The following is an 11,465-nucleotide window of genomic DNA, read 5'->3' as shown; positions in this document are numbered from 1 at the left end:
ATCGACGGCATTGCCTTCCAGACCAACATCCTGGCGCTGAACGCGGCGGTGGAAGCGGCCCGCGCCGGCGAGCAGGGGCGCGGCTTCGCGGTGGTGGCCTCCGAAGTGCGCAACCTGGCGCAGCGCTCGGCGGCGGCGGCCAAGGAAATCAAGGAGCTGATCGGCGACTCGGTGCACAGGGTCGACGCGGGCAGCCGCCTGGTGGACGAGGCCGGCCAAACCATGGAGCAGATCGTCAGTTCGGTGCGCCAGGTGGCCGCCATCATGGGCGAAATCACCAGCGCCAGCCAGGAGCAAAGCACCGGCATCGCCGAGGTCAACCAGGCGGTCAGCGAGATGGATTCCATCACGCAACAAAACGCGGCGCTGGTGGAACAGGCGGCCGCCGCCGCCGAAAGCCTGCAGCAACAAGCGCACGCGCTGTCGCGCGCGGTCAGCATGTTCCATCTGCGCGGCGGGGCGCCGGGCGCTTTGCAATTACGGCAATAAACTGTGCGATTTCGGAGAAAATCTCCCCGCAAGCGCTGATTTCCCGCCTGCAACAAGAATATAATTGTCCGGACATCTTGCGGTGCACATACAAGGACACTACGTTGGCTGGCTTTAGGGATAAGTCGATTTCGCGCGGCATACGCTTGCTGCTGGCCAGTTGCGTCCTTGCGCCCGCGCTGGCGTGGGGCCAGCCATCCATGGACGCCAGCATCGCCGAGATCCGCGACCAGGTGCGCTACGTGCCGGACAAGGCCCTGGTCCAGCTGCAGAAAATGGAAACCGCCGCGCGCGCCGCGCCGGCCCCCACCAAGGCCGAATTCCTGGCCCAGCTCAGTTCCGCCTGGCGCTCGCTGGGCCAGCTCGAGACGGCGCTGCTGCTGTCGGAAGAACTGATCGCCTACGGCCGCGCGCAGAACGACCAGGCCATCCTGGCCAAGGGCCTGCTCACCAAGGCCTATGCGCTGTCGTCGATGGCCGAACGCAAGGCGTCGCATCAGCTGGCCTTCGAGGCCGAAAAGCTGGCCAACGGCACCGCCGACCTGGCGCTGCAGGTGCAGGCCACCATCACCTCCGGCCAGTCCTATGCCGAGCAGGGCAATTTCGCCGCCGCGCTGGGCAAGCTGCAGATCGCGGTCGACCGGGGCCGCCAGCTGGACGACCTGGTGCCGCTGGCGCAGGCGCTCAACGCGCTGGCCCTGCTCTACACGCAGATGAAGGAATACGACAAGGGCTGGCAAGTGCTGGACGAGTCGGTGCGGGTGGCCGAAAAGCTCAACTCGCCGGGCCGCCTGGCCACCGCCAAGGGCACCGAGTACGGCCTGGCGATCGATTCGCACCAGCCCAAGCGCGCGCTGGCCGCGCTGCAGGCCGGGCTGGAAGTGGCGCGCAAGATGGGCGCCAAGACGCTGATCGCCAACACCCTGGTCAATTTGTCGGACAGCTACCTGAAGGAGCACGACTTCGCGCGCGCGCAGCGCTACGCCACCGAAGCGCTGGCGGCGTCGGCCGAAACGCGCGACGCCGCCACGCGCGCCACCGCGCTGGTCAACCTGGGCCAGGCGCACCTGGGGCTGGGCCACCTGGCCGAAGGCAAGAAACACTTCGACGCCGGCCTGCTGTACTACGAAAAAACCGGCGACCAGCCCGAGCTGCAAGTGATCCTGAAGGAATACGGCCAGGCGCTGGAGCGCGCCGGCGACCTGCGCGGCGCCGTGTCGGCTTACCACCGCGAGCGCGCCATCTCGGAAGCGCTGTTCGAGCAGGAGCGGCAAAAGGCGGTCTACGAGATGCAGGAAAAGTACGAGACCGAAAAGAAGCAGCGCCAGATCGAGCTGCTGAGTCGGGAAAACCAGGTCAAGAGTGCGGAGCTGGACAACCGGCGCCTGCAGCAGCGCGTATGGTGGCTGCTGGCGGTGGTGTTCGCGCTGGCGTCGGTGATCGTCGGCCTGCTGTACCGCAAGGTGCGGCACGCCAACGCCCAGCTGGAAGTAAAGAACCTGGAACTGAAGGCGCAAAGCTCGCTCGACCCGCTGACCTCGCTCTACAACCGGCGCCACTTCCAGGAATTCATGCGTACCCACAACCATGTCGAAAAACGCGGCCCGGCCGGCGAAGACATCGTCGGCGCCCTGTTCCTGCTGGACGTGGACCATTTCAAGCACGTCAACGACACCTACGGCCATGCGGCCGGCGACGTGGTGCTGAAGATGATCGCCGCCACCTTGCGCGAGGCGCTGCGCGAGACCGACATGATCGTGCGCTGGGGCGGCGAGGAATTCCTGGCCTTCCTGCCGGCGATACCGCGCAGCGGCGTGGAAGAGATTGCGCGGCGCATCCTGGTCAGCATCTCGTCGCAGCAGATCGAATACCAGAACCACAGCTTCGGCGTGAATGTGTCGGTGGGCTTCGCGCCGTTCCCGCTGGTGCCGGCCGACACGGCGCTGCCGTGGGAGCGCGCGGTCAACCTGGTGGACATGGCGCTGTACCTGGCCAAGGCCCACGGCCGCAACCGCGCCTACGGCGTGCGCGGCTTCGAGCGCTTCCACCAGACCTCGATGGAAGCCATCGAGCAAGACCTGGAGCGCGCTTGGCGCGCCGGCTTTGTCGAGCTCAGCGTGGTGCTGGGCGGCGCCCCCGAAGCCCCCCCGCCGCCGGGCGAGCACAGCAACGTCGTGCCCCTCAAGCCCGCCGTCAAGTTGTAACACAGCAAAATGGGGTCAGGGTTAATTATTTTTGCAACTAATTGCCCTGTGGATTAATTAACCCTGACCCCATTTTGGGGTAAAGCAAGTTCGGGGCAGACGCGCTTATTTGTCGCGGGCTTCGCGCGCCGATTCCTGGATTTTTTCGCCGGCCTTTTCGATCTTGCGGCCGGCCTCTTCCGTGGCTTCGTTGAGCTTTTCGCTGGTCTTCTTGGCCGCTTCGCTGAGCTGCTCGTTGGTTTCGCGCGCGGCCTGGCTCAGCTCGGCGCCGGCTTTTTGCGTCACCTCGTCGATCTTGCGGCCAGCCTGCTCTGCGGGGCCCACTTCTGCCGGCTTCTGGCAACCCGTCAGGCTGGCAACCACAATGGCCACCGCCAAGGCGGCGTAGAATAAATTTCTTGGTTTCATGTTGTTCTCCTAACGAACCCAGCATACACCTGGGCAAGTAAAACACGATTGACATCAATGTAACAAATCCTGACAATAGCACGAGCGTTCACTTTTCCTAAGGAAGCCGTCATGAACCAGCCAGCCGCGCAGCCAGCCCCGCCACCGACCAGCATCGCCCGCCGCATCTGCCCCTTCTGCGAGGCTGCCTGCGGCCTCGAGGTGGAACTCCAGCAAGACCGCGTGCTGCGCGTGCGGGGCGACGAGGCCGACGTCTTCAGCGCCGGCTTCCTGTGCCCCAAAGCGGTCGGCCTGAAGGACTTGCACGAGGACGGCGACCGCCTGCGCACCCCGCTCATCAAGCGCAACGGCGTCTTCACGCCCGCCAGCTGGGAGGACGCGTACGCCGAAATCGAACGGCGCCTGCTGCCCATCATCGAACGCGACGGCGCCCATGCCGTAGCCACTGTACTGGGCAATCCGGTTTCCCACAAAATGAGCTTGATGCTTTACTTCCCGAAACTGGCGAAAGCGTTGTCCACTCGCAACATGTATTCCGCTTCCAGCGTGGACCAGGTGCCTAAGATGCTGTCGGTGGGCCTGATGTACGGCTCCTGGCTGTCGGTGCCTGTGCCCGACATCGAGCGCTCGCAGTTTCTGCTCATCCTCGGCGCCAATCCCATGGTGTCGAACGGCAGCCTGTGGACCGTGCCGGACTTCCGCGGCAAGGCCAAGGCGCTGCGCGCGCGCGGCGGCAAGATCGTGGTGGTAGACCCGCGCCGCACCGAAACGGCCGCCGTGGCCGACGAACACCACTTCATCCGCCCCGGCGCCGACGTGTTTTTCCTGCTGGGCCTGGTGCACGCGCTGTTCAACGAGAACCTGGTCAGGCTGGGCCGCCTGGCCGGCGATGTGGCCGGCCTGGATGCGCTGCAGGCCGCCGTGGCCGCCTACGCGCCGGAAGCGGTGGCCGCGCGCTGCGGCATCGGCGCGCCCACCATGCGCGAACTGGCGCGCACGCTGGCGGCCACCGAGCGCGCCGCGGTGTATGGCCGCATCGGCACTTGCACCCAGCAGTACGGCACCCTGGCTTCGTGGCTGATCGACGTGGTCAACATCCTTACCGGCCACCTGGACGAGGAAGGCGGCATGATGTTCCCGAAGGCGGCCGCCTTCGCCGCCAACACGCGCGGCAGGCCGGGCAGCGGGCGCGGCGTCACCAGCGGGCGCTACCGCAGCCGGGTGTCCGGCGCGCCGGAGGTGGCCGGCGAGCTGCCCATCACCTGCCTGGCCGAGGAAATCGACACCCCCGGCCCCGGCCAGGTCAAGGCGCTGATCGCCATCGCCGGTAACCCGGTGCTGTCCGCGCCCAACGGCCCGCGCCTGGCGGCCGCGCTGGAGCAGCTGGAATTCATGCTGAGCATGGACATCTACCTGAACGAAACCTCGCGCCACGCGGACGTGATCCTGCCCGGCGTCTCGCCGCTGGAGGACGCGCACTACGACGTGACCTTCACCCAGTTCTCGCACCGCAACCACGCGCGCTACAGCCCGCCGGTGCTGGCGCGCAGCGGCGGCCAGCCGGACGAATCGGAAACCCTGCTGCGCCTGGCGGCCATCGTCAAAGGCCTGGGCGCGGATGCCGACATCGATGCGCTGGACGATGCGCTGCTGCGCGAAGACCTGGAAAAATCCGTCGGCCCGCTGGCCGACACGGTGCTGGGCCTGCTGGCGCCGCAGCGCGGCGTGCAACGCCTGCTGGACCTGGGCCTGCGCAGCGGCCCCTACGGCGACCAGTTCGGCCGCGCACCGGGCGGCCTGAGCCTGGCGAAGATCCAGGCCGCGCCGTCCGGCATCGACCTGGGCCCGATGACGCAGCGCATCCCGGAGGCGCTGCGCACGCCGTCCGGCAAGATCGAGCTGGCACCGCAGATGCTGCTGGACGACCTGGCGCGGGTGGCCGCCGACCTGGCCTCGCCGGCGGCCGACCTGGTCATCATCGGCCGCCGCCAGCTGCGCTCGAACAACAGCTGGATGCACAACCTGCCGGTGCTGGCCAAGGGCGGCTTCCGCTGCACGGCACTGGTGCATCCGGACGACGCGGCCCGCCTCAAGCTGAGCGACGGCGGCCAGGCCACCATCCGCAACGGCGCGCGCCAGATCGCCGTGCAGGTGGAAGTGAGCGCCGAGATGATGCCGGGCGTGGTCAGCCTGCCGCACGGCTGGGGGCACGACTTGCCCGGCACCCAAATGGGCGTGGCGGCCGAGCGGCCCGGCGTCAACCTGAACCTGCTGCTGGACGAAAACCTGCGCGACCCGCTGTCAGGCAACGCGGTGCTGTCCGGCGTGCCCATCGTGATGGCGCCGGCGTAAGCGGCGCCAGTGACTTTCAAGCACGCGTTGAAAGTGTGATATTTGAATAGTTTTGGCGGAAACAAACTTGCTAAACTGTTTAACAACCTCACTCACTTCGCGCGGCCATCATGAAGGAACTTGAAAAACGGGCGGCAGCCTTGGCGCTCTTGCGGCGCTCTTTCGTCAAGCCCGGCAATTTCCAGCCGCCCGCGCTGCGCCTGCTGTGGCGCATGGGCGTGAACGCGCGGCCGCCGCACTTCTGCGGCTTCCTGTACAACACGCTGTTCAGTGGCACGCTGTTCGCCGCCATCTGGGGCAGCTTCATGTGGCTCACGCTATGGCACGGCGACCATGCACCGCTGCGCGCCGCCGGCGTCGCCGCACTGGCCGGCCTGGCCTACGGGCTGATCATGGCCTGCTACTACGCCTACGGCAAGCACGTGCTGGCGCTGCCGTCGTGGGAGGCGCTGGACGCCACGCCAGAGCCGGCGCCGCCCGCCATAGAATACGCGCCGCTGACGCACTGATCCCCCCCCGGCCGCGAACCGCCGGCACGGCGCCGCCGGCGGTTAGTTATATTTGCTACGTGTATTAATGTAGTGATACACTAATTCGCATGAACTTCGACATCGCCCCCACCTCTCCCATCCCGATCTACCGGCAGATCGTGGAACAGGTGCGCCGCCTGGTGGCCAGCGGGCAGCTGACGCCGGGCGAGGAGCTGCCGTCGGTGCGCGCCGTGGCGCAGCACCACGCCATCAATCCCATGACCGTCAGCAAGGCCTACAGCCTGCTGGAGGCTGAAGGCCTGCTGGCGCGCAGGCGCGGCCTGGGCATGGTGGTGGCCGACGCGCAGCCCGCCTCCACGCCGCAGGACAAGGCGGCCATGCTGCAGCCCGCGCTGCAGGCGGCCGCGCAGATGGTGCGCCAGCTCGGCATTGCACCGGCCGACGCGCTCAAACTTTTTGCACAGTGCCTCAACGATCCATCCGCAAAGGAAAACCATGACTGATTCCGCCATCCGCGCCACCGGCCTCACGCTGCGCCGCAAACAATGCGACGTGCTGCACGATATCTCCCTGGACATTCCCGCCGGCGCCGTGGTCGGCCTGGTAGGCCGCAACGGCGCCGGCAAGTCCACGCTGCTGCAATGCCTGGCCGGCCTGGTGTCGCCGGATACGGGCAGCAGCGAGCTGCTGGGCTGCCCTTCGCTGGACCTGAGCGACGCGGTGCGCGAACGGCTCGGCTACGTGGCGCAGTCGCCCGACCTGTTCGGCTGGATGACGGTGCTGGAACACCTGCAGACCATAGGCCGCGCCTACCCGCGCTGGAACGAGGAGCGCTGCCTGGCGCTGGCGCTGAGGCTGGAGCTGCCGCTGTCCTGCAACGTGAGCAAACTGTCCGGCGGCGACCAGCAAAAGTTGTCCGTGGTGCTGGCCCTGGCGCACGATCCGGACGTGCTGCTGTTCGACGAACCGGTGGCCAGCCTGGACCCGCTCACGCGGCGCGAGTTCATGCGCGCCATTTTCAACAGCGCCGAACCCGCGCGCGAGCGCACCATCCTCATCTCCAGCCACATCCTGAGCGACCTGGAACGCGTGGTGTCGCACGTGGCCTTCATCCGCGAAGGCCGCCTGCAGGCTTACGACAGCTGGGACGCGATGCTGGAGCACTACCGCCTGGCGCCGCCTGGCTGCGACGCGCCCGCCGGCGCGGTGCTGTGGCGCAGCCGCGCCAGCGGCCAGCTGCTGGTCGACAGCCGCCGCGCGCCGCACCTGGCCGGCGCCGGCCGCGCGCTCGCGCTCGATGAATTGTTCATGGAACTGAACACGTGAAAACCGCTCCCCTCGCCGTGGTGCCGGCCCTGACCGCGATGGCCGCCAAGGTCATGCTGGCTTGCCTGGGCGTGTATTGGGTGAGCCTGCTGACGGTAACGGGCAGCCCGGGCCAGGGCGCCGACACCGCCATCAAGATCATGCTCGGGGCCGGCGGCGTGTTCCTGACGCTGGTGGTCCATTACCACGCCCAGGGATTGCACGACGCGCTGCGCGTGCTCGGCGCGCTGCGCGTTCCCGATGCGCTGTGGCGCGCCTGGCTGGGTGCCTGGCTGGCCACCATCACACGCTACTGGGCGGCGGTCAGCGCCGGCACCGCCATACAGCTGGCCATGCCCGCCTCCAGCACCTTCTGGCTGGCCGGTCCGGCGCTGCTGTCCTTGCTGCTGTGCTTTGCGGCGCTGCGCGCCGCGGCGGGCGCTGGCCTGGTGCGGCCCATCTGGCGACGGGCCGCAAGACCGGCAGCGCTCGCCGTGATTCTGGCGCTGGCGCTGAAAGGTCCCGGCGCCGCCCTGGCCTGGTTCGCAGCACTGCCGGCCGCGCTGCTGCTGGCGTTCAGCCTGGCGTGGCCGGCGCTGGCCTGGGCCTGCTGGCGGCGTCACGCTGGCCAGGTGCCGGCCTACGGCACGGTGGCGCCTGCGCCCAGGCGCATCAACCGCGCCGCCGCGTTCATGCGGCGCTACACCGTGCTGCAATGGCGGCCGCAGGCAGAGGCGGGCGATATGCCGCAAGCCCCCGGGCCGCTGCGCAAAGCGGCAATGGTGATGAATGGCGAAATCCTGTTCTACATCGTGCTGCTGCAAATGCTCACGGTACACTGGAACAGCCCTGCCACGCCGCTGCGCGCCATCGGCCTGTTCTTCATCTGCATGATAACCACCGGTAAGCTGGCCGTGCGCGACCTGCACTGGCGCGGGCTGCTGCTGCCCGGCGGCTTGCAGCGCAAGCGCATCGGCACCCACATCCTGCTGTCCACGCTGACGTTCCAGGTTGCCGCCATGCTGCTGATCACCATTGCCTACCTGGCAGCCAGGATCGGCTTTGGCGCCGCGCCGGCGCACGCGCTGGCCAGCGTGCTGCAGGTCGCCATCCTGCCGCTGGAGCTGGTGTTCTTGACCAGCGCGGCAGTACTGGTCCGCACGCTGCGTCCCCTTGCGCTGGCCGTGCTGATCGGCACTGCAGCAGCGGCAGGGCTGGGCGCCCTGTACGCGGGTTACGACACGCTGCGCTGGACCATCGGTCCCGGCTACGTGCTGTTCCTGGCCGCAGGCACGGCAGCCTGCACCTGGCTCGCCAACCGCCGCTGGACGCCCGAAAAACTGCTGCGCAACATGCATCCCCAAGGAGTATTCGCTTGACGTCGTTCGCCATCAAAAAAACCAACGCACAGCTGCTCGGCCTGGCAGGCTTCGTTGCCCTGAGCCTGCTATTCATCTTCATCGCCACGCGCACCGACCAGCAGGGACGCCGCACCGGCAGCCTGCTGCTGGCCAGCTTCGCCAGCGCCGGCATGTTCCTGCATGCCGCCGCAAGCGCCAACAAGCTGATCCAGTCCCGCAAGACGCTGGAAAACATGCGTGCGCCAGCTGCCGCCTGGACGCCCTTCTTGCGCAACTGCCTGCGCGACACATCGCTCACCTGGCTGGTGCTGGCGCTAACGCTGATGGTGCAGGTCGCGCTGCGCCCGGCTCCCAAGCCGTACTGGCTCAGCGCCGGCGCGCTGGGATCGCTTGCTGCCTGCCTGGGCACCGTGTATTCACTGGCGCAATCGGAACTAATGCCGCGCATGCGCAACGCGATCCACCCCGCTGCCGCCTTTGCCGTGATCCTGCCGCTGGTGCTGGGCGGCCCGGCCATGCTGAACACGGCGTTCGCCGCGCAGCCAGGCGCCTTGCTGGCGCTGGCCCTGTTGTGCTGGCCTGCCCTGACCGCGGCTCTGTTGCTGCGCTGGCGCGGTCCGCCCGCACTGTGTGCCGGCGCCCGCAACGGGGAGCATTCGCTGCTGCTCGGCTGGCTGGCAAGAATGCGGCGCTACGCGCTGCTGAAACGCGGCGTGTCGGTGGTGGACGACCGCAAACTGGACTGGCACAGCCTGGCGGCCAGCGCCCTCTGCGTCTTCTTCATCGATTTGATGTCGAGCACCGGTCCCGGCGGCGCGCTGACCGCCAATCACCTGCTGGGCATGGCGGCCCTGGTGTATCACGCCTACCACCTGCTGGCCGTACGCGACCTGCATTGGCGCAGCCCGTCTGGCGCCATGCGATGATCCTTGCCGAGCTGCCTCTGGTGATCGCCGCCGCGGTCGTCCTGAAGGGACTGCCGCAGCCTTACGCCGGATGGGGCGCCGTGGCGGTCTGGCTGGCCGCCTACGTTTGGGTTGGCTGGGCCGATATCCGCACCACGCCGATTGGCAGTGTCAAGGCCGACTTCAGCTACCTGCTCGCCATCGCGACGGCCAGCGCGTTGCTGCTGCTCGCCGCACGGCGCCTTTGGACCACCCGCAGACTGCGCTCCTATCTGAGGCTGCGCTGACGCAGCCCGGCATGCCGACCCGCGTTTGAACCGCCGCACTGCAGGCGGCCGCTGGACGCGGCGGACCGGGTGGCCTAGAGTCCGGGTATGCACCAGACCACCACCCTGCGCCTGATCCTGGGCGACCAGCTCAACCCGGAACACAGCTGGTTCCGGCACCGGCACGACGACGTCCTCTACGTGATGATGGAGGTGCGCCAGGAAACCGACTATGTGCTGCACCACGCGCAGAAGATCATCGCCATCTTCGCCGGCATGCGTGAGCTGGCGCGCCAGTTGCGTGCGCAGGGCCACCGCGTGCACTACCTGAAGATCGGCGACGCCCGCAACCGCCAATCGCTGCCCGCCAACCTCGACGACGCCATCGAGCAATTCGGCGCCAGCGAATTCGAATACCAGATGCCGGACGAGTGGCGGCTTGACGAGCAGCTGGCACGCTACGCGCGCAATCTGCCCATCCCCAGCCGCATGGCCGATAGCGAACACTTCTATACCCGCCACGACGAGGCCGCCGAGCTGTTCGAAGGCCGCAAGCAATGGCTGATGGAGCACTTCTACCGCACCATGCGCGTCAAACACGGCGTGCTGATGGACGCGGCAGGCAAGCCCGAGGGCGGCAAGTGGAACTACGACCACGACAACCGAAAGTCCTGGCCCGGCACGCCGGCGGAGCCGGAGGATACCCGTCCTTGCCACAACCATTCGGCGCTGTGGCAAGAAATCGAAGCGTGCGGCGCGCGCAGCTTCGGCGAGCCGCACGCCGCGCAGTTCAGGTGGCCGCAGAACCGGCAGGAAGCCTTGCAGCAGCTGGATGGCTTCATCGAACACGCGCTGCCGCATTTCGGCGAGTTCCAGGACGCGATGAGCAGCCGCGCTTCACGGCTGTTCCATTCGCTGCTGTCGTTCGCGCTCAACACGAAGATGCTGAACCCGCGCGAAGTGGTGGCAGCAGTGGAACAGGCATGGCGCAAGGGCCGCGTGCCGCTGGCCTCGGCCGAGGGATATATCCGGCAGGTGCTGGGCTGGCGCGAGTACGTGCGCGGCGTTTACTGGAGCCAGATGCCCGCCTATGGGCAGCAGAATGTGTTCGGGCACGCGCTGCCGCTGCCGCAGTGGTTCTGGACCGGACAGACCGGCATGCGCTGCCTGGCAAGCGCCATCGGCGACTCGTTGCAGCATGCGCACGCGCACCACATCCATCGGCTGATGGTGATCGGTAACTTCGCGCTGCTGGCCGGGCTGGATCCGCAGCAGGTGCATGAATGGTACCTGGGCGTGTACATCGACGCGTTCGAGTGGGTGGAATTGCCCAACACGCTGGGCATGAGCCAGTTCGCCGACGGCGGCATGCTGGCCACCAAGCCCTACGTGTCCAGCGCCGCTTATATCGACCGCATGAGCGATTATTGCAAGGGCTGCCGCTATGACCGGAAGGACAGGACGGGCGAGTCGGCCTGCCCGTTCAATGCCCTGTACTGGGATTTTTTTGCGGGCAACGAGGCCAAACTGGCCGGCAATCCACGCATCGGCATGGTGTATCCGCAGCTGCGCAAGATGGCGCCGTCCGACGTGCAGGCGCTGCGCACGCGGGCCGATGCGCTGCGCGGACGGCTGGACGAACTGTAGCGCCGGGGCTGATGCGGCTGCGGCTGCGGCTGCGGTC

The 11,465-nt window shown here is 67.5% G+C and carries 11 protein-coding genes; 10 read left to right on the top strand and 1 reads right to left on the bottom strand.

Features of this window, described 5'->3' with window-relative positions:
* On the top strand, positions 1–489 hold a 489-nt coding region (locus AC6H42_RS07130; protein WP_497547721.1), incomplete at its 5' end, for a methyl-accepting chemotaxis protein.
* A 104-nt stretch (positions 490–593) separates the two neighbouring features.
* Positions 594–2,693: a tetratricopeptide repeat-containing diguanylate cyclase gene (locus AC6H42_RS07125; RefSeq protein WP_057155013.1), complete on the top strand. Its 2,100-nt coding sequence runs from the start codon at positions 594–596 to the stop codon at positions 2,691–2,693.
* Positions 2,694–2,798: 105 nt separating this feature from the next.
* Here AC6H42_RS07125 and AC6H42_RS07120 read toward each other — a convergent pair whose 3' ends face one another.
* Entirely contained in the window at positions 2,799–3,101 is a 303-nt protein-coding gene (locus AC6H42_RS07120; RefSeq protein ID WP_057155012.1) for a hypothetical protein, read from the bottom strand.
* Positions 3,102–3,212: 111 nt separating this feature from the next.
* Between AC6H42_RS07120 and AC6H42_RS07115 the strand changes: the two genes are divergently transcribed.
* The 8 genes from AC6H42_RS07115 (at position 3,213) to AC6H42_RS07080 (ending at position 11,428) form a co-directional block, all read left to right on the top strand.
* Positions 3,213–5,453 (top strand): molybdopterin-dependent oxidoreductase, encoded by a 2,241-nt coding sequence (locus AC6H42_RS07115; protein WP_057155011.1) that lies wholly within the window; start codon positions 3,213–3,215, stop codon positions 5,451–5,453.
* A 110-nt stretch (positions 5,454–5,563) separates the two neighbouring features.
* Positions 5,564–5,962 (top strand): DUF6404 family protein, encoded by a 399-nt coding sequence (locus AC6H42_RS07110; RefSeq protein ID WP_497547720.1) that lies wholly within the window; start codon positions 5,564–5,566, stop codon positions 5,960–5,962.
* Positions 5,963–6,051: 89 nt separating this feature from the next.
* On the top strand, positions 6,052–6,447 hold the full coding sequence (locus AC6H42_RS07105; RefSeq protein ID WP_057155009.1) for a GntR family transcriptional regulator: 396 nt from the start codon (positions 6,052–6,054) through the stop codon (positions 6,445–6,447).
* Positions 6,440–7,270 carry an ABC transporter ATP-binding protein gene (locus AC6H42_RS07100; RefSeq protein ID WP_497547719.1) on the top strand — a complete coding sequence of 277 codons (831 nt, stop codon included), beginning with the start codon at positions 6,440–6,442 and terminating at the stop codon, positions 7,268–7,270. Before AC6H42_RS07105 ends, AC6H42_RS07100 begins: the two co-directional genes overlap by 8 nt.
* Positions 7,267–8,628, top strand: a complete 1,362-nt coding sequence (locus tag AC6H42_RS07095) for a hypothetical protein (RefSeq protein WP_057155007.1) — start codon at positions 7,267–7,269, stop codon at positions 8,626–8,628. Before AC6H42_RS07100 ends, AC6H42_RS07095 begins: the two co-directional genes overlap by 4 nt.
* Complete coding sequence (locus AC6H42_RS07090; protein ID WP_497547718.1) at positions 8,625–9,536, top strand: hypothetical protein; 912 nt, start codon at positions 8,625–8,627, stop codon at positions 9,534–9,536. Before AC6H42_RS07095 ends, AC6H42_RS07090 begins: the two co-directional genes overlap by 4 nt.
* On the top strand, positions 9,533–9,802 hold the full coding sequence (locus tag AC6H42_RS07085) for a hypothetical protein (RefSeq protein ID WP_057155005.1): 270 nt from the start codon (positions 9,533–9,535) through the stop codon (positions 9,800–9,802). Before AC6H42_RS07090 ends, AC6H42_RS07085 begins: the two co-directional genes overlap by 4 nt.
* An 87-nt stretch (positions 9,803–9,889) precedes the next feature.
* Complete coding sequence (locus AC6H42_RS07080) at positions 9,890–11,428, top strand: cryptochrome/photolyase family protein (protein ID WP_057155004.1); 1,539 nt, start codon at positions 9,890–9,892, stop codon at positions 11,426–11,428.
* Positions 11,429–11,465 lie beyond the last annotated feature (37 nt).

This window comes from Massilia sp. NBRC 108631 (assembly GCF_059704565.1).
This window is presented reverse-complemented; position numbering and strand designations above follow the sequence as displayed.

Excerpts from the sequence above, each read along its gene's own strand:
- AC6H42_RS07100 (WP_497547719.1), top strand. The coding sequence starts at position 6,440 with ATGACTGATTCCGCCATCCGCGCCACCGGCCTCACGCTGCGCCGCAAA.
- AC6H42_RS07105 (WP_057155009.1), top strand. The coding sequence starts at position 6,052 with ATGAACTTCGACATCGCCCCCACCTCTCCCATCCCGATCTACCGGCAG.
- AC6H42_RS07085 (WP_057155005.1), top strand. The coding sequence starts at position 9,533 with ATGATCCTTGCCGAGCTGCCTCTGGTGATCGCCGCCGCGGTCGTCCTG.
- AC6H42_RS07110 (WP_497547720.1), top strand. The coding sequence starts at position 5,564 with ATGAAGGAACTTGAAAAACGGGCGGCAGCCTTGGCGCTCTTGCGGCGC.
- AC6H42_RS07080 (WP_057155004.1), top strand. The coding sequence starts at position 9,890 with ATGCACCAGACCACCACCCTGCGCCTGATCCTGGGCGACCAGCTCAAC.
- AC6H42_RS07115 (WP_057155011.1), top strand. The coding sequence starts at position 3,213 with ATGAACCAGCCAGCCGCGCAGCCAGCCCCGCCACCGACCAGCATCGCC.
- AC6H42_RS07120 (WP_057155012.1), bottom strand. The coding sequence starts at position 3,101 with ATGAAACCAAGAAATTTATTCTACGCCGCCTTGGCGGTGGCCATTGTG.